We start from the raw sequence: 24,421 nt of genomic DNA on the forward strand, positions 1-24,421 counted from the left end.
GGTCCTCGAGAAGTCGCGCGGCAGGCCCGGATTCGGTTTACGATCCGGGGCGTGAGCTCCCAATCGTCCGGATCGGCGCGGGATTCGGCCGCGTCCGGGCGCACGCGGGCGCGGGATATCGACCGAGTCAATGCCCGCGCACTGCTCGATGCCGCGTACGAGGAGGGCGAGCTCGGGACCGACGAGTACCACCAGCGCTCGGAGCGCGCGCAGCACGCGCAGACGCTGGGGGAACTGCAGCGGCTGATCGCGGACCTGCAGCCGAGCACCAAGACCGCCGATCTCACACCCGTACACAAGTGGTCGCGCCGCCCGGCCTCCGGCGGTTACCCGCCGCGCACCCGGGCCCGGGACAGCGACCGGCAGGCCACCTGCGTCCTGCTCGACGCCGCGCTCGCGGACGGGCAGCTGAGCGCCGCCGACCATCGCACGCTCACCGAATTGGCCGGTGAGGCAAGGACATTGGGTGATCTGACCCAGCTCACCGAGGATCTGCAGCGCCCGGCCGACGCGCGCCCGGATCCCGCGCCGCCGAAATCGCGGCGCGAGAACTGGTTCGCCGCCGGCGTCGCCGCGCTGAGCATCGCGGTGGCCGTCGGCACCTTCGTCGCCGTCGACCGGCCCGGCTCGCCGCCCGCCGGGCCACCCAAGGTGGATCTGGGACTGATCAAGCCGATGGTGCTGCCGCGGCCGAAACTGACCGCGGCGGAAGGCATCGCGTACTTCGTCTCGGCCTATCGCGCCAAGTTCGGCGACACCGTGGTCGACGAGGCCGACCTGTATCCCGACTACGCGGTGGTGACGCGCGGAGCGCAGACCAATCGCAAGGTCCGCTACACCTACCGCGGCGGCTTCGACCAGGGCAGCGAGCCCCAGACCCGGCCGCCGCAGACCCCGACCGCCGACCTGTCCGCACTGAACGCGCAGGCCATCGCGGCCCTGGCGGCGCAGGCCCCCGCCCTCACCAAGGTGGATCAGGGCACGGTCAGCTACCTCGATATCGAGGGCGCGAGCGCCGGTCCGATCGTCCGAATCTATGTGGGCAACAAGGCCAATGAGAACGGCTACCTCGAGTCGACCCTCGACGGCCGGATCCTGCGCACCGTGGCGTTCGGGGGATAGGCGAGATGGCTGACGCACGCTCCCAAGGGCTTCGGGCCCGCGACACCGATCGGGTGGACGCCTGCACCCTGCTCGACGCCGCCCACGCGGCGGGCGAGCTCACCGCGGCCGAACACACGCAGCGGACCTCGAAGGCCATGGCGGCCAAGACCTTCGGGGACCTCGATGCCGTGCTCGACGATCTGCAGATCCCGGCCAATCTGGTGAATTCGCCCGTGGTGCGGGCGAATCGGCGCGGCCCGTCGACCCGGATGCGGGTGGCCGCCGTCATCGTGCTGGCCGCGGCCGTGCTGGGCGCGTTCGCGGGCTGCGTCTCGCGAACGGTCGCACCGAAACCCGAGCTCCCGGACCCGACCACCGGCCCGGGGCTGGCCAGTTTCGTCGAGGCGTACCAGGACCACTTCGGCGACACCAAGGCCGACCAGGTGCTGCTCTATCCCGGGTACGTTCTGGTGCAGCGGCGCAAGGACAACTCCGCGAGCCGGGACGACTACATCCGCTACGACGGAACCTTCCATTCGAGTGGCGACGTCGCCCGCTCCGCGGGCCAGGACGCCGTCGATCTGACGAGCCTGGACGTTCACAAACTGGCCGAACTGCTCGCCGGTGCGCCGCAGACGCTGGGCCTCCAGAACGGCCGGATCAGCCATGTCGAGATCGCCCACGGGCCCGACGGCAATCCGGTGGTCAGCATCTACGTGGCGGACGAGGGCCGCAGCGGCTATCTGACCGTCACCGCCAAGGGCGAGCCGACGGCGATCTACCCGCCCAGCTGAGCCCCCGCGCGAACTTCGCTCGAAGATTTTTTGTGACCCGGGGAATAGATGACGTGCGCCTCTAGTTGAGCCAGTCAGCAAGGTTGAGCGAGTTGGACTCAAGTTCAGGTTGCGCGCCGTCGGATACGGGTGCAGGATTGAGCCGACCACGCTCAGTATTACTGAGACGAAGCGTTCACTGCGCTCAGATACGTCAACAAGGAGGAACACCATGGCTCGTGCGGTCGGTATCGACCTCGGGACCACGAACTCTGTCATCGCCGTTCTCGAAGGCGGCGAACCGGTCGTCGTGGCCAACTCGGAAGGATCGCGCACCACTCCGTCGATCGTCGCGTTCGCGAAGAACGGCGAGGTGCTCGTCGGTCAGCCCGCCAAGAACCAGGCGGTCACCAACGTCGACCGCACCATTCGGTCCGTCAAGCGCCACATGGGCGAGGACTGGACGGTCGAGATCGACGGTAAGAAGTACACCCCGCAGGAGATCTCCGCGCGCACGCTGATGAAGCTGAAGCGCGACGCCGAGGCCTACCTCGGTGAGGAGATCACCGACGCGGTCATCACCGTCCCCGCTTACTTCGAGGACGCGCAGCGCCAGGCCACCAAGGAGGCCGGGCAGATCGCGGGCCTGAACGTCCTGCGCATCGTCAACGAGCCCACCGCGGCCGCGCTGGCCTACGGCCTCGACAAGGGCGACAAGGAACAGACCATCCTGGTCTTCGACCTCGGTGGCGGCACCTTCGACGTCTCGCTGCTGGAGATCGGCGAGGGCGTCGTCGAGGTCCGCGCCACCTCCGGTGACAACCACCTCGGTGGTGACGACTGGGACGAGCGCATCGTGCAGTGGCTGGTCGACAAGTTCAAGGGCACCTCGGGCATCGACCTGACCAAGGACAAGATGGCCATGCAGCGTCTCCGTGAGGCTGCCGAGAAGGCCAAGATCGAGCTGTCGTCCTCGCAGTCGACCTCGATCAACCTGCCCTACATCACCGTCGACGCGGACAAGAACCCGCTGTTCCTCGACGAGCAGCTGACCCGCGCCGAGTTCCAGAAGATCACCTCCGATCTGCTGGACCGCACCCGCAAGCCGTTCGCCTCGGTCATCAAGGACGCCGGCATCTCCGTCGGCGATATCGATCACGTTGTGCTCGTCGGTGGTTCGACCCGTATGCCCGCCGTGTCCGACCTGGTCAAGGAACTGACCGGCGGCAAGGAGCCCAACAAGGGCGTGAACCCGGACGAGGTCGTCGCCATCGGCGCCGCCCTGCAGGCCGGTGTGCTCAAGGGTGAGGTCAAGGACGTCCTGCTGCTCGATGTCACCCCGCTGTCGCTGGGCATCGAGACCAAGGGCGGCGTGATGACCAAGCTCATCGAGCGCAACACCACCATCCCGACCAAGCGCTCGGAGACCTTCACCACGGCCGACGACAACCAGCCGTCCGTGCAGATCCAGGTCTTCCAGGGTGAGCGCGAGATCGCCTCGCACAACAAGCTGCTCGGATCGTTCGAGCTGACCGGCATCCCGCCGGCCCCGCGCGGCGTGCCGCAGATCGAGGTCACCTTCGACATCGACGCCAACGGCATCGTCCACGTGACGGCCAAGGACAAGGGCACCGGCAAGGAGAACACGATCAAGATCCAGGACGGCTCCGGCCTGTCCAAGGAGGAGATCGACCGCATGGTGAAGGACGCCGAGGCGCACGCGGCCGAGGACAAGGCGCGTCGCGAGGAGGCGGAGACCCGCAACCAGGCCGAGTCGCTGGTGCACCAGACCGAGAAGTTCATCAAGGACAACGAGGACAAGGTCCCGGCGGACGTCAAGACCAAGGTCGAGGCGGCCATCGCGGAGGCGAACGAGGCGCTCAAGGGCACCGATATCGCGGTCATCAAGTCCGCGGTGGAGAAGCTCGCCACCGAGTCGCAGGCGCTGGGCCAGGCCATCTACGAGGCCTCGGCCGCCGATCAGGCCGCCCAGGGCAACGGCGCCTCCGCGCCGCAGTCCGATGACACCGTCGTGGACGCCGAGGTCGTCGAGGAGCCTGAGAAGAAGTGACGAACCAGAACCCGGAACCAACCATCGATCCGGCTGAGTTCGAGGGGCGCTTCGCGCCTGCGGGTGAGGTCTTCGAGGCCGCGGCGGACGACGCCGCGGCCGCGGGGGCCGAAGGTTCCCCCGAGGCCGGCGAGGACGCCCTCGCCGATGCGATCACGGCCGAATTGGCCGAGCGCACAGCCGATCTGCAGCGTCTGACGGCGGAGTATGCCAACTACCGCCGCCGGGTCGAGCGCGACCGCAAGGCCGCCACCGACTCCGCCAAGGCGGCGGTGGTGAGCGAATTGCTGCCCGTGCTCGACGATCTGGATCGGGCCCGCGCCCACGGTGACCTCGACAACGGGCCGCTCAAGTCGGTCGCGGACAAGCTGGTCACCGCCCTGCAGAAGCAGGGTCTCGAGGAATTCGGTTCGGAGGGTGAGCCTTTCGACCCGACCCTGCACGAGGCCGTGCAGCACGAGGGCAGCGGCGCCGACCCGGTGCTGGGCATGGTGATGCGCAAGGGATACCGCTTCGGCGATCGCGTGCTGCGGCACGCGCTGGTCGGAGTCACCGACGGTGTGGCGGATCCGGCTGCGGGACAGCCGGATACGACGAACGCTGGCACCGATGCCGCTGGCACTGATTAACAACCTCACGACGCCCCCGGCGTCATCGACGAAACAGAAAGGAGGAGATGCCCGGTGAATCGAGAGTGGCTCGAGAAGGACTTCTACAAGGATCTGGGTGTTTCCTCCGGCGCCACCCAGGACGAGATCAAGAAGGCCTACCGCAAGCTGGCCCGAGACCTGCACCCGGACAAGAACCCCGGGGACAGCAAGGCCGAGGAGCGGTTCAAGGCCGTCAGCGAGGCGAATGCCGTGCTGTCGGATCCGGAGAAGCGCAAGGAGTACGACGAAGCACGCAAGCTGTTCGCCGGCGGCGGTTTCGGCCGCGGCGGCTTCTCGCCCGGTGGTGGCTACGGACAACCCGGCGGCGGATTCTCCGGCGAGTTCAATCTGGGTGACATCTTCGGCGCCGGCGCGGGAGCGGGCGGCGCCGACGGTGGCCTGGGCGATCTGCTCGGCGGCCTGTTCAATCGCGGTGGCACGCGGACCTCTTCGCGTCCCCGCCGCGGTTCGGATGTGGAGACCGAGACCACCCTGGGCTTCCGCGAGGCCGCCCAGGGCGTGACCGTCCCGCTGCGCATGACCAGCCCGGCGGCCTGCACCACCTGCCACGGCAGCGGTGCCAAGCCGGGCACCAGCCCGCGAGTCTGCCCGCACTGCAACGGAACCGGCGTGGTCAGCCGGAACCAGGGCGCGTTCGGCTTCTCGGAGCCGTGTGAGGACTGCCGGGGCACCGGGTCGATCATCGACGACCCGTGCGTCGACTGCCGCGGCTCGGGCATCCAGAACCGGACCCGCACCATCACCGTGCGCATTCCCCCGGGCGTGCGCGACGGGCAGCGGATCCGGCTGGCCGGCCAGGGCGAGGCGGGCCTGCGCGGCGCGCCTCCGGGCGACCTGTACGTCACCGTGCACGTCAGCCAGGACAAGGTCTTCGGCCGCAACGGCGACGACCTGACCCTGGTGCTGCCGGTCTCCTACGCCGAATTGGTACTGGGCACAACGGTTTCCGTGCCCACCCTGGACGGTCGCGTGGGCGTCAAGGTGCCGCCGGGCACCGCCGACGGCCGCACCCTGCGGGTGCGCGGGCGCGGTGTGCCCAAGCGCGACGGCGGCGCGGGTGACCTGCTGGTCATGGTGAAGGTCGCGGTACCGCAGAAGCTGGACGACAATGCCACCGAGGCGCTCCGGCGCTACGCGGAGGCCGAGAAGACCAGCGGGTTCGATCCACGTGCGGGATGGGCAGGTGCGTAATGAGTTCCGATCATCCGAAGAAGACCGAGGCCCAGTACTTCCTGATCTCGGTGGCCGCGCAGCTGGCGGGCATGCACGCCCAGACGCTGCGCACCTATGACCGACTGGGTCTCGTATCGCCGCAGCGCACCTCCGGGGGCGGGCGGCGCTACTCGAACCGGGATGTGGAGCTGCTCCGCGAGGTGCAGCGCCTGTCCCAGGACGAGGGCGTGAATCTGGCGGGCATCAAACGGATCATCGAACTCACCAATGAGGTGGAGGCGCTACAGCACCGGGTGAGCGAGTTGACCGCCGAGGTGGAAAGGCTGCGGGCCGGGTACCGGCCCACGCACCTGACACCTCAGCAGCCCAGCACCGCGCTCGTGGTGTGGCAGCCCAGAAACCGGCGTAAGTCGTAGCACGGCAAGCGAGTACGGAAGGCGGTGCCCCGATCGGGGCACCGCCTTCTGCTATTCGCCATGTTGCGATTGTTGCGGGCAATGTGCTGAGTTGCTGTAGGGGACTGTGGTTTTAGCGAAGTTCTTTGTGCCGGTTAATTACAAACAGACCGGTAGGTTATCAATTAATGCCGATCATGAGTTTTGTCCGTATGCTGCAGGGGAATTCGATGCATGCGCGGTTGCGGCGGGATCGCTACTTTCCTGAGTCTTGCAAAACGGATCAGCCAAGATCGGTGGATGAAACCCCGTGTCTCGCGGCGTGTTCCAGTTGAACAGTCTGTTTTCGGCTCAGATACCCCGCAACGTTCACGTTTTCGAGGATAAAAGGGCGTGTTATTGAAACGTCCCGTTCCGTTGCTGGCTAACCTCGCTTACACTTGCTGAGCAACGGCTGCTGTCGAGTGTCCCGCTGCACTTCACTCGCCGGTCACGCCTGTGTTCGATTGCGAAATGGGGTTGTGACACAAATGGATTCGCGGACCGTCGCATTGATAAGAACAACGTTCAAGGCGGTTGCTGCGGAGGATGGTGGCCCCGAGAGGCTCGCCCGATCGTTCTACGCCATCCTCTTCACCGAGTACCCCCAGGTTCGTGACTTCTTCCCCGCCGCCCTCGATGCCCAGCGCGACCGCTTGGTGAAGGCCATCGCCTACGTGGTGGACCGGCTCGAGGAACCCGACCGGCTGCTGCCCTTCCTGGCCCAGCTCGGGCGCGATCACCGCAAGTACGGTGTGGTCGCCGAACACTATGAGGCCGTGGGGAAATCGCTCAAGTGCGCGCTCGAGGCCTACGCCGGCACCGAGATCTGGACCGACGAGATCGCCCGCGCCTGGGACGAGGGCATCGGCGTCATCGCCGGCACCATGATCGGCGCGGCCGAGCAGGAGACCACCCCGCCGGTGTGGACCGGCACCGTCATCGAACACCGGGAAGTGCTGCGCAATCTGGCCGTGGTGCGGCTGCGGCTGGATCAGCCCATGCAGTACGCGGCCGGGCAGTACATGAGCGTGCAGATCCCGTCCCGCCCGCGCATGTGGCGCTACCTCTCGCCCGCCATTCCCGCGAATGCCAACGGCGAGTTGGAATTCCACATCCGCGGCGTCACCGGCGGCTGGGTCAGCCCGGCCATGGTGGGCCACACCCGGGTCGGCGAGCAGTGGCTGATCGGTTCGCCGCTGGGCGGTCTCGGCGTGCCCCGCAATACCCGCCGCAAGCTGCTCATGGTCGGCTGCGGCACCGGCATCGCCCCGCTGCGCGCGCAACTGATGGCCATGACCGCCCGTCGCTCCAACCCCAAGGTGGACCTCTTCGTCGGCGGCCACTACCCGTGCGACCTCTACGACCTCGAGGTGCTGAGCCAGCTGGCCTGCGCCAACAAGTGGCTCACCGTGCACCCGGTCACCGAATCCACCGAAAACCCGTGGTGGCATTTCGACAATTCCGATGAGTCCCAGGAACTTCCGGGCCTGCAGCCGCGCGTCGTCGGTCAGATCGGCAAGATCGTGGCGGGTTACGGCTCCTGGGACGACCGCGACGTCCAGATCGTCGGCGCGCCCTCCATGGTGCAGACCACCAAGTTCCGCCTCATGGCCGCGGGCACCCCGACCCATAACATCCGCCACGATCCGCTGTTCTGAGAATCAAAACCCTTCGTAGCGAATGGCTTCCGCCGGTGCTCCGATGGCGACCAGCTGGTCGATGGTGTTGCGGACCATGGCGGCGGCGCCGCAGACCAGGATCTGGTGGTGGTCCAGCGGCCCGAAGCGTTCGGGAATGTCGGCGATGGTGCCCGGCATCATCTCCTCCGGCCGGAAGCCGATATCGACGCGGCACTGCTCGTACCAGTCGTCGAGGCGGTCCGGATCCTGCTCGTCCTGCACCACGGGAATCACAGTGAGCCAGGGCAATTCACCGGCCAGCAGGAACAGCATGTCCGAGGCGTAGAGGTCGCGCGGGAAGCGGCCGCCCACGAACAGGTGGGTGCGCGGGGGCTGTTCCCGGCGCGAGAGATCCAGCAGCAGCGCGCGCAGCGGCGCGAGACCGACGCCGTCGGCGAGCATGACCACATCGGTGGCGTCGGGCTCCACCGCCAGCCAGCCCGCGGGCGCGCTGATCCGCCATTCGTCACCCGGATGCGAATCGGCCACGATGGCCCCGCTGCACCAGCCGCCGGGCACCGTGCGCACATGGAATTCCAGCTTGCCGTCCAGCGACGGCGGCAGCGCACAGTACATGCGCCGCACCAGGTTCGGATGCTGCGGCGTGCGCACCTCCACCGACTGGCCCGCCGCGAACGGCACGAACTCGCCGATCAACCGGACCACGGTGGTGTCCTCGCGCAGCCGGTGCGCGCCGACCACGGTCGCGGTCCACTCCGTCTGCTCCGCGTGCGCGCCGAGCGCGAGTTCGCCGGTCTCGTCCGGGTCGTGCGTCACCGATAACTCCTGATCATCGAATTCGAGCGGTCTTGCACTACACGGGGTCCGAGCTTATCGCCGACATGGGCGTGCCCACCGCGAGCAGCGCGCGCTTGGTGTCGGCGATCATCCGGGCCGACCCGGCGATCTGGATCTGCCGGTCCTCCCACGCGCCGAAGCTGGCCACCACCGCGCCCAGATTGCCGATCAGCCTGCGGTGCATGCCGAACGGCGTCTCCGCGGGCGGATAGGGATGCCACCACGGGTTGGTCTCGTTCTCGCAGACCGGGACCACGGTGAGCCACGGATTGGATTGCGAGAGCTGCCACATGTTCTCCACGTCGTAGAGATCGCACGGGTAGCGCCCGCCCATGAACAGGTGCACGCGCGGGTTGATGCCGCGCCGCCCCATCTCGATCAGCTGTGCGCGCAGCGGCGCGATGCCGGTGCCGGAGCCGATCATGAGCACATCCTTGCGGCGGCTCAGATCCACGTGCAGCCCGCCCAGCGGGGCCGCGATCATCCACCGGTCGCCGACCTGGGTCTCGTTCACGATGGCCGGGCTGACCCAGCCGGTGCGCACCTTGCGCACGTGGAATTCGATCTCGCCGTAGGGATTGGTGGGAATCGCCGGGGACAGGTAGCGCCACATCTTGGGTCGCTGCGGGATGGCGATGGGCACGTACTGCCCGGCCTGGTAAGGGATCGGGGTGTCGGTCTGCAGCCGGACGATGGCCAGATCGTCCACCACCCGCCGGTGCCCGACCACGGTCGCCTCCCAATAGGGTTGTGACTTATCGGAATTGGCCCCGATGGCCATGGACGCCGAGATCAGGATGGTGATGTCGCGCCAGCCCGCCTCCAGCGGCCGCGACCAGTTGGCCGCGCCGTTCCAGCTGCGGAAGGCCGAGAGCAGGGCGCGCCCGGCGATGTCGTAGTGCGCCGCCTCCACCCCGTACTTGCGGTGGTCGCGCGCCAGTTGCTCCAGGAAGCGCTGTGCGCGATCCCAGTCCTCCAAGTTGTCGAGCACGAATTGGATGGCCGTGACCAACCGCTTGGGCTGCATGTCCATGGCGGAGGGGAACAGTTCCCGCAGGGCGGGGATCTCCGCGAAAAGATGACCGTAGAACGCGCTGATCAGCCGTTCGGGCCCGTTCGGGGCCTCGACGACTGTCCGAAAGTTTGCGCGGACCAGCGCTGCCGAACGCGCATCCACGACGTCGAGCTTTCCTTCCTGTGCAACAAACCCCGGAACGCCTGCTGCCAGGCGAGCCTCCGCGTCAAGTATCCCTGAAAAGCCGGTGGTCGCACGGATATAGCCGAGGGCCGATCGATTTGTGTAACTCGAGGTTCAAGTGACGTGGGCTCGAGGCTCAGATCACCAGCACCGTCTTGCCGCGCGCCCCGGGCGCGCCGACCACGTCCGCGGCCTCGGCCAGCGGCGGCATATTGCTGATCGGGACCATCAGGTCGCCGTTCCCGACCAGGCGCAGCAGCTCCCGCAATTCGGCTGCGCCACCGGAGGATTCGAGATTGCCGCCCTGTACGCCGCGGGCCTTCAGATCGGCCTCGTCGGCGGACCAGATGGTGGAGTAGGCCCAGCCGCCCGATTTCACCAGGCTCGCGTTGTCGGCGAACACGGGCGGCGGGGAGACCAGATCGAAGAGCACGTCGATGCCGCCGGGATCGGTCATCCGCACCGAATCGGCGACCGACAGCTCCGAGCCCTCGGCGTGCGTGGGCGAGTCGGTGACGGTGACGCGGCCGTAGTTCACCACGTCGGTCGCGCCCAGCCGGATCATGCGATCGGTGTCGTCGGGCCGCGCGGTGGCGAGGGTGTGGGCCCCGGCCAGTGCCGCCAATTGGACCAGATACGAGCCGACGCCACCGGACGCGCCGACGATCAATACCTTCTGCCCGCCCTTGACCCCGGCCGCGTGCATGAGGTCCAGCGCCGTGATGCCCGCGGTCGGCAGGGCGGCCGCGCGAATCGCGGTGACCTCGTCGGGCAGTTTCGCGATGGCGCTCTCACGCGGCACCACGATGTATTCGGCGAAGGTGCCGTGCCCGATCGGCGGAATCAGGAACTTCCCGACCACCCGGTCGCCGATCTCGAAGTCGTTCACGCCCGCGCCCACCGCGCTGATCGAACCCGCGCCGTCCGTGCCGGGAATCAATGGAAAGTCATGGGGCAGTTTGCCGTCCAGGAAGCCGTCGATGATCCGCTTGTCGAACGGGTTGACCCCCGCCGCTTCCAGCTGGATCTGAACCTGGCCCCGGCCGACCTCGGGGACCGGCATATCGGCGGCCTCTGGCTTGCCACCGAATTCTCGGACGACGATCGCGCGCATTGCTGCTCCATTCATTCGGAGAACCGGCATGGATGAGCTGGGGTGATGCGTCAACGAATGGGGCCATCGTACGCGTAGCGTAGGAAACGCCCTTGGACTCTGGACCCGGTGACGAAAAGTCGTCAGACTTGAGCGGAACAGACTCAACTTCTACCGCGTTGTAGAGAGCAACGACTAGAAGGAAAGGTGACAGTGGACTCGTTCAATCCCACCACCAAGACCCAGGCGGCCCTGACCGCCGCACTGCAGGCGGCCTCCGCCGCCGGAAACCCGGAGATCCGTCCGGCGCACTTGCTGGTGGCGTTGCTGGATCAGACCGACGGCATCGCCGCCCCCTTGCTCAAGGCCGTCGCAGTCGACCCGGCGACGGTTCGGCGCGAGGCCCAGGACATCGTCGACCGGCTGCCCCGCGCCTCGGGCGCGACCACCACTCCCAATCTCGGGCGCGAGGCCCTGGCCGCGGTCACGGCCGCGCAGAAGCTGGCCACCGAGATGGGCGACGAGTACGTCTCCACCGAGCACATGATGGTCGGCCTGGCCGAGGGTGATTCGGATGTGCAGCAGCTGCTGCTGAAGTACGGCGCGACCGCCGACACCCTGCGCGAGGCGTTCACCGCCGTGCGCGGCAATACCCGTGTCACCAGCGCGGATCCGGAGGGTCAGTACCAGGCGCTGGAGAAGTACTCCACCGATCTGACCGCCGCCGCCCGCGAGGGCAAGCTGGACCCGGTCATCGGCCGCGATCACGAGATCCGCCGTGTCGTCCAGGTTTTGAGCCGGCGCACCAAGAACAACCCGGTGCTGATCGGCGAGCCCGGCGTCGGCAAGACCGCGATCGTGGAGGGCCTGGCCCAGCGCATCATCGCGGGCGACGTCCCGGAATCGCTGCGCGGCAAGAAGCTCATCTCGCTCGACCTGGGCGCGATGGTGGCCGGCGCCAAGTACCGCGGTGAGTTCGAGGAGCGGTTGAAGGCCGTGCTGGAGGAGATCAAATCCTCTGCGGGGCAGATCATCACGTTCATCGACGAGCTGCACACCATCGTGGGCGCGGGCGCGACCGGCGAATCCGCCATGGACGCGGGCAACATGATCAAGCCCATGCTGGCCCGCGGCGAGCTGCGCTTGGTCGGCGCGACCACGCTCGACGAGTACCGCCAGCACATCGAGAAGGACGCGGCCCTGGAACGCCGCTTCCAGCAGGTGCTGGTCGGCGAGCCGTCGGTGGAGGACACCGTCGGCATCCTGCGCGGGCTCAAGGAGCGCTACGAGAACCACCATCACGTGCGCATCACCGACTCGGCGCTGGTGGCCGCGGCGGCGCTGTCCGACCGCTACATCACCTCCCGGTTCCTGCCGGACAAGGCCATCGACCTGGTCGACGAGGCCGCGTCCCGGCTGCGCATGGAAATCGATTCCCGCCCCGTGGAAATCGATGAGATCGAACGCGTGGTGCGCCGCCTCGAGATCGAGGAGGTGGCACTGGCCAAGGAGACCGACGAGGCCTCCAAGGCGCGGCTGGAGAAGCTGCGCTCCGAACTCGCCGACGACCGCGAGAAGCTCAACCAGTTGATGACCCGCTGGCAGAACGAGAAGCAGGCCATCGACGCGGTGAGCGCGCTCAAGGAACAGCTGGAGACGCTGAAGGGCGAATCCGAGCGGGCCGAACGCGACGGCGACTACAACAAGGCCGCCGAACTGCGCTACGGGCGAATCCCCAAGCTGGAGAAGGAGCTCGCCGAGGCCGAGGGCAAGGCGAAGACCGCCGCCGACGGCGCCGTCATGCTCAAGGAGGAGGTCGGGCCGGACGATATCGCCGAGGTGGTGTCGTCGTGGACCGGTGTCCCCGTGGGCAAGATGATGGAGGGCGAGACCCAGAAGCTGCTGCGCATGGAGGACGAGCTGGGCCACCGGGTCGTCGGGCAGAAGGATGCCGTGCAAGCGGTTTCGGATGCCGTGCGCCGCGCGCGGGCCGGGGTCGCCGACCCGAATCGGCCGACCGGTTCCTTCATGTTCGTCGGACCGACCGGTGTCGGTAAGACCGAGCTCGCGAAGGCGTTGGCGGACTTCCTGTTCGACGACGAGCGCGCCATGATCCGCATCGACATGAGCGAGTACTCCGAGAAGCACTCGGTGGCCCGCCTGGTCGGTGCGCCCCCGGGCTATGTCGGGTACGACCAGGGCGGCCAGCTCACCGAGGCGGTGCGGCGACGCCCGTACACGGTGGTGCTCTTCGACGAGATCGAGAAGGCCCACCCGGATGTCTTCGACATCCTGCTGCAGGTGCTCGACGAGGGCCGTCTGACCGACAGCCAGGGCCGCACGGTCGATTTCCGCAACACCATCCTCATCCTGACCTCGAATCTGGGTGCGGGCGGTGACAAGGAGACGGTCATGAACGCGGTGCGCCGCGCCTTCAAACCGGAGTTCCTGAACCGGCTCGACGACGTGGTCATGTTCCACTCCCTCGACGAGGAACAGCTCGAGCACATCGTGGACATCCAGCTGCAGCAGCTGCAGAAGCGGCTCGCCCAGCGGCGGCTCACCCTGGAGGTGTCCGACTCGGCCCGCTTCTGGCTGGCCGTGCGCGGTTACGACCCGGCCTACGGCGCGCGTCCGCTGCGCCGCCTGATCCAGCAGGCCATCGGCGATTCGCTCGCCAAGGAGCTGCTGGCCGGGGAGGTCCAGGACGGCGACACCGTGAAGGTGAACGTCACCCCCGACGGCGACACCCTCATCGTCGGGCGCTGAGTCACCGTAGGAGGCTGACCAGCTCGAACACCGGCCCCCGTGCGTGCTCCGGCGCGCGCGGGGGCCTTGCTGTTTGGGAACCGTCCGGTCGAGTTCGCGGCTCTGCCGCGGTCGGCCGCCTACCCTGGAGGCCATGACTAATCCGAGCGATCCGTGGTCGCGGCGGCCGGAACCGGGCCTGGGGAGTGGGCCGACCGAGCAGTCCGGGCCGGGTGGTCACGGCTCGGACAGCGGCTCCGCCTACGGGCCCACCGAGGCCGTACCCGCCGGTCAGCCCGATTACTTCGGACAGCCCGTCGGGCAGGACGCCACCCGGATCCTGCCGCCCGCCGATACGCACTGGGGCAGCTACGAGAGCGGCGGTGGATACGAACCGACCGTCTCTTTTCCGGACCAGCCGGGGTATCAGCCGACGAGTAGCTATGGCGCTCCGGCTTATCCGGGCCCCGGCGGCCCCGGAGGTCCCGGAACGCCCGGCGGATATCAGCCCGCGGGCTTCCCGCAGAACCCGCCGCCGCCTCCGCCCAAGCGCAATACGACCCTGTGGGTGGCGCTGGCCATCGCGGCCGTGATCGTGGTCGCCATTGTCGGCGTGCTGGTGGGAACCCTGCTGGGGAACAAGGATTCGTCGGACTCGGCCTCCGCGCCGAGCAACGTCAAGACCTCCTCCTACCCGCTGCCGGGCAACACCTCCGCGGTGCCGCTACCCAGCGGGGTGCCGACCATTCCGGGTCTCGGCGACCTGGACGAGCTCGGTGCCAATATGGGCACCATCGCGAACAATGACGGCTCGACGCTCACCCTCACGAGCCTCACCGGCGACAAGGTGACGGTGAAGACCGACGACAAGACACAGGTCATCTCCTTGGGCAGCACCAAGGTCGCTGATCTGGCTGTCGGGGAAGTCGTTATGGTGCAAGGCGATAAGAATGCCGACGGATCCATTCAAGCGAAGCTGATCTTCAGCACTTCGCTGCCGAGCGGAACCCGATGAGTCACAAAGGTGCAGGCGTGCCGGGCATTACGTGGTCCAGGTGGATAGGGTAGGCGGCGATGACGGCAATATGGTTCGGGCTGGCGGCGATCGCGCTCGTGGGTGCGATCGTGCTGCTCTATTTCGATCGGCTGCAGCGGCAGCGCACGGGGCACGTGCGACAGGTCTGGGCGAAATCCCAGGGCTACACCTATGTTTCGGTGGAGCCCGCGCTCGCCTCCACCTGGCGGCGCGGCGCGCTGGCCAAGCTCGGCTACCTGTCCGCGGTGGATGTGGTGTCGGGCAATCGCAAGGGCGAGAAGTTCGTGCTCTTCGATCTCGAGGACTCCGCGACGCTGGTCGCGGTGCGCCGCCAGATCGGCTCGGACATCGATATCGACCTGCGGCTGAAAACCGCGGCGCCGCCCAAGGATCACGATCTGGAGCTGCTCGGCGCCATCGGTGACCGGGTGGTCTTCGCCACCAACCCGGATATCGCGCGGCATGCGGTGGACCAGCGCATGGTCGCGTTCATCGAATCGCTGCCCGACACCGTGCAGCAGCTGTGGTCCGAGGGCAACTGGACCCTGGGCATGCTGCCGGTCGGCTCGGTCGCCAAGGACTGGGAGATGGCCATCGACGCGGTGCTGCGGCTCTCGGGCCTGCTGCACGTGCTGCCGCCGGTCATCAATGCCGAGCGCGGCCGCGACGAACTGCCCGAACCCGGCCGCTCGCGCCCGGTCCCCGAGGACGACGACTACGACGGCCACGACGAGTACGGCGACTACGGCGACGAGGAACCGCCCCGCCCGCGCCTCCGCGAGGAGGCCGACGACTACGACTCCCCGCTGGTCAGCGATATCGCGGGTGCGAGCGAATCCGACGGCGAGCCCGAAAACTGGCGTCCCGCACTGAAAGTCGTGCCGGACCCGCGCAACCGGGTGCGCCGCAACTGGCCGCCCGCGCCGGAGGGCGAGCCGGAGTGGGACGAGGAGCGCGACGGTCCGCGCGGCCCCGAGGACGAAGACCGTTGGGACGAGCCAGAACCCGATGATCGCGATGATCCGGACCGCGAGCCCGAGGAGGGCTGGCGCAAGGATCAGGGCCGCAGCGCCCCGCCCGGCGGCCCCTTCCACCCGGGCTTCCGCCCTTATCAGGGCCCAGCCCCGAGGTGACTCGCCGCGGCGCGCCGCAGCCACGTCGCATCTGCGGGAATTCGCAGCGTGTGGGACGGTCAGGGACCACAATGGGGGCCGCAGTTCCGGTCATCGCCGACCGCGCCCCCGTCGTGCGAGTGATAGGCCGTCGATGACCGAGAGTTCCCCTGCAGCGCGCCTGCCCGGCGCGCATCGTCCGGTGGCCCTGGTCACCGGGCCCACCTCCGGCATCGGCAAGGCGTACGCCCTCCGGCTCGCCTCGCTCGGTTACGACCTGGTGCTGGTGGCGCGGGATGAGGACCGATTGGCCGCCCTCGCACACGATGTGCGGGTGCGGTTCGGTGCGCGAGCCCAGGTGCTGCCCGCCGATCTGACCCGCGCCGCGGATCGCGATCGGGTGGCCGCCCGGGTGGCGGAAGGCGTCGAATTCCTGGTCAACAACGCGGGATTCGGCATGACGGGCGAATTCTGGACCGTGGATCCGGACGCCCTGCAGCAGCAACTGGATGTGAACGTCACCGCCGTCGTGCAGCTGACCCGGGCGGCGCTGCCGCCCATGGTGCACGCCGCCAAGGGCACGGTGGTGAATGTGGCCAGTACCGCGGGCCTGATCCCGGGAAGGGGCTCGACCTATTCGGCCTCCAAGGCGTACGTCGTATCCTTTTCGGAAGGGCTGGCGGGCGCGCTGGTCGGGACCGGAGTCCGGGTGCAGGCCTTGTGCCCGGGATTCGTCCGCACCGAATTCCATGAGCGAGCCGGAATAGATATGGCTGCGCTGCCGCGACCACTGTGGTTGAGCGTGGACGAGGTGGTGGCCGGTTCGCTGCGAGATCTGGAGAAAGACCGGGTGGTCAGCGTGCCCGGACTGCAGTACAAGGCGATCGTCGCGGTCGCCGAACTGATCCCACGATCCCTGGCGGCCCGCCTCAACCGGGGCCTGTTCAACGCACGCGGAAGGACATGAACACAGCAATGCAGGTAACGACGACCGACCGGGACAGACTCGCGGCTCTGGTGCGCGACCTCGCCGTCGTACACGGCCGGGTCACCCTGTCCTCGGGCAAGGAAGCCGACTACTACGTGGACCTGCGCCGGGCCACCCTGCACCACGAGGCCGCGCCGCTGATCGGCAAGCTGCTGCGCGAGCTGGTGGCGGACTGGGACTTCGACTCGGTGGGCGGGCTCACCATGGGCGCGGACCCGGTGGCGGCGGCGGTCATGCACGCGCCGGGCCGTCCGATCAATGCCTTCGTGGTCCGCAAGGCGGCCAAGACCCACGGCATGCAGCGGCAGATCGAGGGCCCCGACATCGTGGGCAAGCGGGTGCTGGTGGTCGAGGACACCACCACGACCGGCAACTCCCCGCTCACCGCGGTGCGCGCGCTGCGGGACGCGGGCGCGATCGTGGTCGGCGTGGCCACGGTGGTGGATCGGGAGACCGGGGCCGACGGCATCATCGCGGCCGAGGGCCTCGAATACCGTTCGATCCTGGGTTTGAAGGATCTCGCGCTGGGCTGACCGAAGGGTCCGGCGCTTGCTCGAGGACAAATGTCCTTACCTACTGGTTAACCTGACTTTGCTCTGGGCTGAATCCTTGCTCTGGGTTAGCCTGATGCTGGTCTTTTGTCCGACAAAGGTGTTGTGAAGGGTCGTGTGAGTCACCTGTGGTGAGCATTGCAATCAACAAGGGTCATCAAAATGTTGCGATGCTCGGCATCGGCGCTTACCGGCCCCAGCGCCTGGTCAGCAACGCCGAGGTGTGCGAGGTCCTGGATTCCACCCCGGAGTGGATCTTCGAGCGCACCGGCATTCACAACCGGCGCTGGATCTCCGGCGACGAGACGCTGCGCACCATGGCGGTGGCGGCTGCCAACCGGGCGCTGAACAACACCGGAATCGATCGCGCCAAGATCGGCGCGCTCATCTTCTGCACCTCCAGCTGGCTCAAGCTGACCCCGCACGGCGCCCCGAGCGTCGCCGCCGATCTCGGCATCAACGGCATCCCGGCCTTCGACCTGACCTCGGGCTGCGGCGGTTTCGGCTACGGCCTGGGCGTCGCCACCGACATGATCCGCTCCGGCTCGGCCGAATACATCCTGGTCATCGGCGCGGAAACGATGACCGTCGGCCTGGATCCGAAGGACCGCGGCACCGCCATGATCTTCGGCGACGGCGCCGGCGCGGTCGTGGTCGGGCCCAGCGAGGAGAACGGCATCTCGCCGACCGTGTGGGGCTCCGACGGCGAGAACGCCGAGGCCATCGCGCAGGACGTCGACTTCCTGGAGTTCATGAACAAGGCACAGCGCCTGCAGGGCACCGACCCGGCCGTCGAGCCGGTGGGCCGGATGTCGCTGCACATGGAGGGCCCCAAGGTCTTCCGCTGGGCCGCGGTCACCCTGCCGCGCGCGCTGTCGAGCGCCATCGAGGTGTCCGGCGTGGCCAAGGAGGACATCGAGGTGTTCATCCCGCACCAGGCCAATGCCCGCATCAACGAGCTCATGAAGAAGAACCTCGGGCTCGCCGACGACATCCCGATGGCCAATGACATCGAGAACACCGGCAACACCTCCGCCGCCTCGATCCCGCTGGCCATGGAGGAGATGCTGGTCACCGGCAAGGCCAAGGGCGGCCAGCTGGCGCTGCTGCTCGGCTTCGGCGCGGGCCTGTCCTACGCGGGACAGGTCGCGGTGCTGCCGCCGGCTCCGGCCGAACCCAGCTTCTGATGGCCCGCCCGTTCCGCGCCGCGTTCGTCGGCGCGGCGGCGGTGACCGTGTTCGGCGCGGTCACCGGCCGGGAGAAACTGCAGTGGGTCGCGAAGCCCTTGCTGATGCCGCTGCTGGCCGCCGATGTGGCGGTGAACGGACAGTACCTGGATCGCACCGATCGCACGGTGCTGCTCGGCTCGCTGGCCGCGGCCACCGTCGGCGATGTGCTGCTCATCGAGCCCGATGACGATCGCCGATTGATCGCGGGCGCTTCGTCTTTCGCGGTCATGCAGACTGGATACTCGTGGCTGTGGTTCCGGCGCGGCGGACGCCCGCGCGCCCAGATCGCGGTACCGCGGCTGGCGGCGTGGCTCGGGGCCGCGACGCTGATGCGGTTCAAGGCTCCGGCGGTTGCCGTGCCGCTCACCGCCTATGGCGCGACCCTCGGCACGGCGGCCACGCTGGCGTCGGATCCGGATCTGGCCCGGGACGCGAAAAACGTGGCGGGCGTGAACATTCCGAATGCGGACCCGCGCAGCCGATTGGGTGTGGGCGCGCTGCTGTTCACGCTGTCCGACGGATTGATCGTGCTGCGCAGGATTTTCGCGCGTGGCGAGAAGTCGCGGCGGATCAGCGAGGGCGTCATTCTCGGGACTTACGCCGTCGCGCAATACCTGCTGGCGGATCCCCGCGCGCATCGGTAATCCGAATAGGTCATCGAATAGGCAACCGTATCGGTCATCGAATCGGTCGTCGTCGAATCGGTTGCCGAATTCGAATGCAAAAGAACCCCATCCCGATTCGGGATGGGGTTCTCACGTCTTATCCCCGAGAGATCAGGGCAGCACCTGCGGCACCGCGTCCGGCGCGACCGCGCCGACGATCAGGCCGATGAGCGCGCCCTCGAGGGCGCCGCTGACGGCGCAGGCCGGAATCGCGAAAATGCCGACCAGGGTGACCGCGCAGAACACGCTCTCGATGATCGCACCGGCGGCCGCACCCGTGGCGACGGCATTGGCGATCGGGTCGTGGTTCTTGGCGTTCGGATCGGTCGCGATGTCTTGCGGCTGCGAGATCTCGGCCGCGACCGGGGCGATCTCGGTGGCATCGGCCTGCGGCGCGACCGGGGCGACGGCGGCCTCGGCAACAGGGGCGACCTGCGGCGCGAGGACTTCCTGCGCGATCGGCGCGGCGACGGCCTGCACGATGGCGGCGGGGGCCTCGGGCGCGGTGGCGGAAGCCGTTCCGGCGCTGGCGAACATCGAGGCGACGGCCAGCGGCAGCGCCGCGACAAGAGCCTTGCGACCGAAATTACGAATGGTGTTACGCATGATTGTCCTGGTTCTCCCGACCCCCGGCTGCACGAACTCAGATGGCGTGCAGAACGATTCACGTTGCCAAAGGCAACGGATCAAGTTCTATCCGAAAGTGGCCGGGGAATCAAATTGCCGAGAGAAGTTCCCGGCCTTCGGTGGAATCCGTCCACCACGCGGTATGCCCGAGAAAGTACTCGGCATAGGCGATCTCGGCGTTCTTCGCATTGCCGCCGGGTATGACGCCGAGGAAGTAGTCGATCTCGGAGAGTTCGTACTCGCAATGCACCAGGGGGAGAAGTGCCGGGAGGGCGCGGCGTTCGGCGGCCGTCAAATTCCGTACCGATTGGTATGCCTCGAGTAGGTCGCGGACCTGATCGAATCGCACGTGCGCGGGACCGCCGTCGCGGATCGAAATCCAGTCCACGGCACAGCGTTCGATGGCGGTGGCGATGTCGTGGACGGCGGTGGTGCGGTCGCACAGGCCGAAGTCGATGACGTCGGACACCCGGTGGTCGCGCCAGAGCAGGTTGGTGCCGTGCCAATCATTGTGGGTCCACAGCGGTTCCAGATCGGCGAGCAGCGGGTACAGGCGCTCATGGGCCGGGAGCTGGACGCGGGTCATATCGGCGCGCCAGTCGCGCTCGGCCAGGAACGCGCCGAGCACGGGCCGTTCGACGGCCCGATCCGCCACGGCCGCAAGCGGATCGGCGGAGGAGAAGATGGTGAAGCTCGCGAGTAGCGGACGGGGCGGACGCCGCGGCGCGTCGTAGCCCGCGGCGGCCAGGTGCAAGCGGGCCAGCATGCGCCCGGCGGCGGCCGCGTCATCGAGGGACTGATAGGGCGACCAGGAGAACACGCCCGCGTACTCGTCGCGGCCGGACCCGAGTTCCTGTACCTCGTAGGCGAATTCGCCGCGATCGAGGGTGATCGGCACCTCTGGTACCGGAATCCCGTGCGAGCGCAGGTGATCCATGAACCGGTGTTCCTCGCCGAGCGCGGCGGCGTCGCGCAGCGTGCGCGGCAGCCGTTTGACGATGACCTCGCGCCCGTCCGGCAGCCGCACCCGCGCGGTCGCCGAGAGCGGGCGCGGGCTGCGCCAGGTGATGACCGCGTCCGCACCCAGCACCGCGTCCACCTCGGTGGAAGTCAGTGCGGGCCAATCGGGTTCGACCAGCGGGTCGAGCCCCATCCCGTAGACGCGGTCGTCGCCGGTCATGCCCGCCGGAAACGCACCAGGAGCGCTGTCACGGCCGCTGCCGCCAGGAAGGAGTAGAGCGAGGCCGAGGACCACCAGCCGGGGTGAATGTGCAGCGCGTCCTGCGCCTCGGTCCAGAAATCGGACCACCAGGTAATCGAACCGGGATTGAACAGCTGGTAGATGACGAAGCCGATGGCCCACGGCAGCAACATGAGTGGCCGGGTGGGCGCGCTCTCGGTCAGGTTCCAGCCGCGCCGCCCCTGCCCGAAGAAGTAGTCGACGATGAGCACCGCGCACAGCGGCACGAAGACCGAACCGATCAGGACCAGGAAGTTGGCGTAGTTGCTGAAGTCGCGCACGGGCAATGCCAGCAGCGTCACGATCAGGCCGACCAGTCCGGCCAGGATCCGGCGATCCACCCGCGGCAACAGGTTCTGGATGGACATGGCCGTCGAATAGATATTGGCGAAGGACTGATCCGATTCGCGCAGCACCAGCACCGCGAAGAAGACCCAGCCCGCGGCCACGCCGAGGAAGGTGTCGAAGATGTTGTCCGCATTGCCCGCCTGCAGGATCGCGAGAATGCCGAGCCCGTAGCACCAGACCTGGGCGACGGAGTAACCGATGACGGTGGCGCTCGCGGCGGTCTTCGCCGAGCGCGAGTGCCGGGTGTAGTCGGCGGCCAGCGGGACGAAGGAGATGGACACCGCCAGGGTGGAGTCCACCGCGGGCCAGAAACCGCTCCAGCTGGTGCCCGTGGGCAGCGGAATCGGTTGCCGCAGCAGCTGAATGGTGAAATAGACGAGCGCGATGCCGACCGCCACCGACACGTACTTGCGCAATGCGCGCACCGCGGCCAATGGCCAGATGGCCATGACCGTGGACAGCACGCCCGCCGCGACGATGACGATCCAGTGCGGCACCCGGTCGTGGGTGAGCGCGGAGACGCCGAGGGTGATCACCGTGAGCTCGTACACGCCCCAGCCGATGCACTGCACGATATTGGCGACGGTCGGCACATAGGACAGCCGCGTGCCGAACAGTCCGCGCAGCACCGCCATGGCGGGTGCGCCGGTGCGCGATCCGATGGCCGCGGGCCCGGCCACCATGGCCGCGCCGATCACCGTGCCGACGACGGTGGCGAGCAGGGCGCCGATGAGCGGCAGCTTGGTGCCCTCGGTCGGGGCGAGCACGACGGCCGCGCCGCTGAATCCGATCAGGCTGACGCCGATATTGAGCCAGAACGCCGCCTGATCGGTGAACCCGAGCGTGCGCGGCGGCTCGGTGTCGAGCACCAGCGGCGCTTCTCTGTGGTCCTGCTTGGGGGCGATCGTCATGGGTTGGATGCTACGTCCAAGAGCAGGCAAAACGGGCAGCCAGGTGGCCCTGACCTGGATATATGTTTCCGGAGGCGGTGATTGCGCTTACAGGCAGAGCATGATCCGATCGCGGTTGGTCGGGTCGACCCGGATCGAAAGTGTGCCGCCCACAGTGATTCTCGGCTTCACGACCGGTTCCACATCGAAGACGATGCTGCCGTAGTAGGTCTCCGAGCCCGGCACCACCAGTTCGAGATCGAGTTCGGTGATCTCGGTGCAGTGGTCGGTGCGCTGCAGCGGATGGACCGCTTCGATATTGGCCCAGCCCTCGAGCCCGTGGCGGCGCAGTTTGCGATCGGCGCGGGTGGGGCGTTGGGCGAGCAGCATGCCCAGGCCCAGGAAGGTTCCGAAGAGACCGACCAGTGTGATCACTTGGAGCGGCACGGTACCGGGCGGGGTGAGCGGAACGATCCAGCCCAGCCACGCGCCGAGAGCGATCAGATAGGCGGCTGTCACTCCGAGCACTGTTCGGATAATGCGCGCGTGGTCCATGACACCCTCCAACCACGGCTTACGGAATTCCAGGATAGTCCCGAATTTCGTAGCAGGTGGGCGGATCGGGCGAGGTCAGAGGCCTTGTTGTCGAACCGACGCAACGATGGTTGTCAGACCGATGCGCCGGAGGCGCGCAGCGCGGTCAGGGCATCCAGATCGAGTGGCAGCGTGAGGCTGTCGAGTTCGAGGGTGGCCTGTCCGCTGTACTCACCGGTCGGTACGTACCGACCGTCGCGCAGCCGATGCGTCCGCAATCGCAGCGAATCCTCGGTTTCCAGCAGCCAGTAGTGCTCGATCCCCACCGCCGCGTACTCGGCGTACTTCATCACCCGATCCACCCGCCGCGAGCCCGGCGACACGATCTCGATGGCCGCCAGTACATCCGCGGGCCGCACCCGGGTGGCGTGCTCGGCCCCGGCCGCGCCGCCGACGATCAGGACGTCGGGCACCCGCACGGTCGGCGGCGAACCCTCGTCGACGAGCAGTTCGATGCGGGCCATGGCCGCCACCCGCCGCGGTAGCGCGCGCTCCAATTGCGCGGCCAGCCGCCACACCGCGAGCTGATGCCGCGGTGGCTGCGGCGCCACCACGAGCACGCCGTCCACCAGTTCCCGGCAGTGCCGGTTGTTCTCGGGCAGCAGCGACCACTCGGCAATGGTCAGCAGGTGATTCGGCCAGTATTCAACCGATTTCAGCAATTCCGCGGAACTCGACCGAGTCATGCCCCCAGTCTTCCACGGCTCCGCAACCGTGCAGCGACGTTTAGCCTTTCAAACGCAAAACCGCGAGAACTCTGCGGTGGTGCAGATCCGAGGGCGGCAGTTCCAGTTTGGTGAAGATGTTGCCGATGTGTTTTTCGACGGCGCGCTCGGTCACCGTGAGGGCCTGCGCGATGGCCGAATTCGACAATCCCTGCGCCATGGATTCCAGCACCTCGCGCTCGCGCGGGGTGAGTCGCGCCAGCGAATCCTGTTGCCGGGCAGCGCCCATGAGCTGGCTCACCACCTCCGGATCCAGCGCGGTGCCGCCGGTGGCGACGCGGCGCAGCGCGTCGACGAAATCGGACACATCGGCGACGCGGTCCTTGAGCAGGTAACCGACGCCGCCCGCGCCGGAGGCCAGTAGTTCGGTGGCATAACGGGTTTCGATCCATTGCGAGAACACCAGCACCCCGGTATCCGGATGGCTGCGGCGCAGCGCGAGCGCGGCCAGCAGGCCCTCGTCGGTGAAACTGGGCGGCATGCGGACATCGATGACGGCCACATCCGGCCGCTGACCGACGACCACATCATGCAGACCGGTCGCGTCGCCCACGGTGGCCACCACCTCGAAGCCGCGCTCCGACAGCAGCGCGGTCAGCCCGTCCCGCAGGATGGCATTGTCCTCGGCGATCACCACGCGCAGCGGCGCGATTGCGGTATCCATGCCCTCG

At 67.8% G+C, this 24,421-nt stretch carries 23 protein-coding genes; 14 read left to right on the forward strand and 9 right to left on the reverse strand.

What is annotated here, in order from left to right; translation table 11 throughout:
• Positions 1-51: 51 nt before the first annotated feature.
• The 7 genes from ACAM49_RS07265 to ACAM49_RS07295 all read left to right on the forward strand — a co-directional run bounded on the left by ACAM49_RS07265 (position 52) and on the right by ACAM49_RS07295 (position 7,887).
• Positions 52-1,122 carry a DUF1707 domain-containing protein gene (locus tag ACAM49_RS07265; protein WP_369634667.1) on the forward strand — a complete coding sequence of 357 codons (1,071 nt, stop codon included), beginning with the start codon at positions 52-54 and terminating at the stop codon, positions 1,120-1,122.
• A gap of 5 nt (positions 1,123-1,127) precedes the next feature.
• Entirely contained in the window at positions 1,128-1,898 is a 771-nt protein-coding gene (locus tag ACAM49_RS07270) for a DUF1707 domain-containing protein (protein ID WP_369634668.1), read from the forward strand.
• 211 nt (positions 1,899-2,109) lie between these two features.
• Entirely contained in the window at positions 2,110-3,948 is a 1,839-nt protein-coding gene (gene dnaK / locus ACAM49_RS07275; protein ID WP_369634669.1) for a molecular chaperone DnaK, read from the forward strand.
• Positions 3,945-4,577 carry a nucleotide exchange factor GrpE gene (gene grpE, locus ACAM49_RS07280; RefSeq protein WP_369634670.1) on the forward strand — a complete coding sequence of 211 codons (633 nt, stop codon included), beginning with the start codon at positions 3,945-3,947 and terminating at the stop codon, positions 4,575-4,577. Before dnaK ends, grpE begins: the two co-directional genes overlap by 4 nt.
• Before the next feature lie 54 nt (positions 4,578-4,631).
• Entirely contained in the window at positions 4,632-5,810 is a 1,179-nt protein-coding gene (dnaJ, locus tag ACAM49_RS07285; protein ID WP_369634671.1) for a molecular chaperone DnaJ, read from the forward strand.
• Positions 5,810-6,208, forward strand: a complete 399-nt coding sequence (locus ACAM49_RS07290; RefSeq protein ID WP_369634672.1) for a helix-turn-helix transcriptional regulator — start codon at positions 5,810-5,812, stop codon at positions 6,206-6,208. The genes dnaJ and ACAM49_RS07290 overlap by 1 nt, the downstream gene beginning before the upstream one ends.
• Before the next feature lie 509 nt (positions 6,209-6,717).
• On the forward strand, positions 6,718-7,887 hold the full coding sequence (locus ACAM49_RS07295) for a globin domain-containing protein (protein WP_369634673.1): 1,170 nt from the start codon (positions 6,718-6,720) through the stop codon (positions 7,885-7,887).
• Positions 7,888-7,890: 3 nt separating this feature from the next.
• Here ACAM49_RS07295 and ACAM49_RS07300 read toward each other — a convergent pair whose 3' ends face one another.
• The 3 genes from ACAM49_RS07300 to ACAM49_RS07310 all read right to left on the reverse strand — a co-directional run bounded on the left by ACAM49_RS07300 (position 7,891) and on the right by ACAM49_RS07310 (position 11,018).
• Positions 7,891-8,685 (reverse strand): FAD-binding oxidoreductase, encoded by a 795-nt coding sequence (locus tag ACAM49_RS07300; protein WP_369634674.1) that lies wholly within the window; start codon positions 8,683-8,685, stop codon positions 7,891-7,893.
• Positions 8,686-8,722: 37 nt separating this feature from the next.
• Positions 8,723-9,883, reverse strand: coding sequence for an FAD-binding oxidoreductase (locus ACAM49_RS07305; protein WP_040814018.1), 1,161 nt, complete (start codon positions 9,881-9,883; stop codon positions 8,723-8,725).
• Between the two features lie 157 nt (positions 9,884-10,040).
• Positions 10,041-11,018, reverse strand: a complete 978-nt coding sequence (locus ACAM49_RS07310) for an NADP-dependent oxidoreductase (RefSeq protein ID WP_369634675.1) — start codon at positions 11,016-11,018, stop codon at positions 10,041-10,043.
• Positions 11,019-11,210: 192 nt separating this feature from the next.
• Between ACAM49_RS07310 and clpB the strand changes: the two genes are divergently transcribed.
• From clpB to ACAM49_RS07345, 7 genes are all read left to right on the forward strand, one after another.
• Positions 11,211-13,766 (forward strand): ATP-dependent chaperone ClpB, encoded by a 2,556-nt coding sequence (gene clpB / locus ACAM49_RS07315; RefSeq protein ID WP_369634676.1) that lies wholly within the window; start codon positions 11,211-11,213, stop codon positions 13,764-13,766.
• A gap of 133 nt (positions 13,767-13,899) precedes the next feature.
• On the forward strand, positions 13,900-14,760 hold the full coding sequence (locus tag ACAM49_RS07320; RefSeq protein WP_369634677.1) for a DUF5666 domain-containing protein: 861 nt from the start codon (positions 13,900-13,902) through the stop codon (positions 14,758-14,760).
• A 59-nt stretch (positions 14,761-14,819) separates the two neighbouring features.
• On the forward strand, positions 14,820-15,914 hold the full coding sequence (locus tag ACAM49_RS07325) for a hypothetical protein (protein WP_369634678.1): 1,095 nt from the start codon (positions 14,820-14,822) through the stop codon (positions 15,912-15,914).
• 133 nt (positions 15,915-16,047) lie between these two features.
• The gene (locus tag ACAM49_RS07330) at positions 16,048-16,860 is read left to right on the forward strand and encodes an SDR family NAD(P)-dependent oxidoreductase (RefSeq protein ID WP_369634679.1); all 813 of its coding nucleotides are present in this window, start codon (positions 16,048-16,050) and stop codon (positions 16,858-16,860) included.
• An 8-nt stretch (positions 16,861-16,868) separates the two neighbouring features.
• A complete protein-coding gene (gene pyrE / locus ACAM49_RS07335; RefSeq protein ID WP_369634680.1) occupies positions 16,869-17,414 on the forward strand; it encodes an orotate phosphoribosyltransferase in 546 nt (181 codons plus the stop codon).
• A 146-nt stretch (positions 17,415-17,560) separates the two neighbouring features.
• Entirely contained in the window at positions 17,561-18,619 is a 1,059-nt protein-coding gene (locus tag ACAM49_RS07340; protein ID WP_369634681.1) for a beta-ketoacyl-ACP synthase 3, read from the forward strand.
• Positions 18,619-19,305 (forward strand): lysoplasmalogenase, encoded by a 687-nt coding sequence (locus tag ACAM49_RS07345; RefSeq protein WP_369634682.1) that lies wholly within the window; start codon positions 18,619-18,621, stop codon positions 19,303-19,305. Before ACAM49_RS07340 ends, ACAM49_RS07345 begins: the two co-directional genes overlap by 1 nt.
• Positions 19,306-19,437: 132 nt before the next feature.
• Here the strand turns inward: ACAM49_RS07345 and ACAM49_RS07350 are convergent, their stop codons facing one another.
• From ACAM49_RS07350 to ACAM49_RS07375, 6 genes are all read right to left on the reverse strand, one after another.
• Positions 19,438-19,932: a hypothetical protein gene (locus ACAM49_RS07350; protein WP_369634683.1), complete on the reverse strand. Its 495-nt coding sequence runs from the start codon at positions 19,930-19,932 to the stop codon at positions 19,438-19,440.
• A 109-nt stretch (positions 19,933-20,041) separates the two neighbouring features.
• On the reverse strand, positions 20,042-21,133 hold the full coding sequence (locus ACAM49_RS07355; RefSeq protein WP_369634684.1) for a phosphotransferase enzyme family protein: 1,092 nt from the start codon (positions 21,131-21,133) through the stop codon (positions 20,042-20,044).
• A complete protein-coding gene (locus ACAM49_RS07360; protein WP_369634685.1) occupies positions 21,130-22,452 on the reverse strand; it encodes a cytosine permease in 1,323 nt (440 codons plus the stop codon). Before ACAM49_RS07360 ends, ACAM49_RS07355 begins: the two co-directional genes overlap by 4 nt.
• Positions 22,453-22,539: 87 nt before the next feature.
• The gene (locus ACAM49_RS07365; protein WP_369634686.1) at positions 22,540-22,986 is read right to left on the reverse strand and encodes a hypothetical protein; all 447 of its coding nucleotides are present in this window, start codon (positions 22,984-22,986) and stop codon (positions 22,540-22,542) included.
• Between the two features lie 113 nt (positions 22,987-23,099).
• Positions 23,100-23,711 (reverse strand): Uma2 family endonuclease, encoded by a 612-nt coding sequence (locus tag ACAM49_RS07370; RefSeq protein ID WP_369634687.1) that lies wholly within the window; start codon positions 23,709-23,711, stop codon positions 23,100-23,102.
• A gap of 40 nt (positions 23,712-23,751) precedes the next feature.
• Positions 23,752-24,414: a LuxR C-terminal-related transcriptional regulator gene (locus tag ACAM49_RS07375; RefSeq protein ID WP_369634688.1), complete on the reverse strand. Its 663-nt coding sequence runs from the start codon at positions 24,412-24,414 to the stop codon at positions 23,752-23,754.
• Positions 24,415-24,421 lie beyond the last annotated feature (7 nt).

The sequence above is a fragment of the Nocardia sp. JMUB6875 genome (assembly GCF_041154655.1).
GTDB lineage: Bacteria > Actinomycetota > Actinomycetes > Mycobacteriales > Mycobacteriaceae > Nocardia.

Coding starts and splice junctions, on each gene's coding strand:
- ACAM49_RS07270 (WP_369634668.1), top strand. CDS start 1,128: ATGGCTGACGCACGCTCCCAAGGGCTTCGGGCCCGCGACACCGATCGG.
- dnaK (WP_369634669.1), top strand. CDS start 2,110: ATGGCTCGTGCGGTCGGTATCGACCTCGGGACCACGAACTCTGTCATC.
- ACAM49_RS07290 (WP_369634672.1), top strand. CDS start 5,810: ATGAGTTCCGATCATCCGAAGAAGACCGAGGCCCAGTACTTCCTGATC.
- ACAM49_RS07295 (WP_369634673.1), top strand. CDS start 6,718: ATGGATTCGCGGACCGTCGCATTGATAAGAACAACGTTCAAGGCGGTT.
- ACAM49_RS07310 (WP_369634675.1), bottom strand. CDS start 11,018: ATGCGCGCGATCGTCGTCCGAGAATTCGGTGGCAAGCCAGAGGCCGCC.
- ACAM49_RS07320 (WP_369634677.1), top strand. CDS start 13,900: ATGACTAATCCGAGCGATCCGTGGTCGCGGCGGCCGGAACCGGGCCTG.
- ACAM49_RS07325 (WP_369634678.1), top strand. CDS start 14,820: ATGACGGCAATATGGTTCGGGCTGGCGGCGATCGCGCTCGTGGGTGCG.
- ACAM49_RS07330 (WP_369634679.1), top strand. CDS start 16,048: ATGACCGAGAGTTCCCCTGCAGCGCGCCTGCCCGGCGCGCATCGTCCG.
- pyrE (WP_369634680.1), top strand. CDS start 16,869: ATGCAGGTAACGACGACCGACCGGGACAGACTCGCGGCTCTGGTGCGC.
- ACAM49_RS07345 (WP_369634682.1), top strand. CDS start 18,619: ATGGCCCGCCCGTTCCGCGCCGCGTTCGTCGGCGCGGCGGCGGTGACC.
- ACAM49_RS07350 (WP_369634683.1), bottom strand. CDS start 19,932: ATGCGTAACACCATTCGTAATTTCGGTCGCAAGGCTCTTGTCGCGGCG.
- ACAM49_RS07355 (WP_369634684.1), bottom strand. CDS start 21,133: ATGACCGGCGACGACCGCGTCTACGGGATGGGGCTCGACCCGCTGGTC.
- ACAM49_RS07360 (WP_369634685.1), bottom strand. CDS start 22,452: ATGACGATCGCCCCCAAGCAGGACCACAGAGAAGCGCCGCTGGTGCTC.
- ACAM49_RS07365 (WP_369634686.1), bottom strand. CDS start 22,986: ATGGACCACGCGCGCATTATCCGAACAGTGCTCGGAGTGACAGCCGCC.
- ACAM49_RS07370 (WP_369634687.1), bottom strand. CDS start 23,711: ATGACTCGGTCGAGTTCCGCGGAATTGCTGAAATCGGTTGAATACTGG.
- ACAM49_RS07375 (WP_369634688.1), bottom strand. CDS start 24,414: ATGGATACCGCAATCGCGCCGCTGCGCGTGGTGATCGCCGAGGACAAT.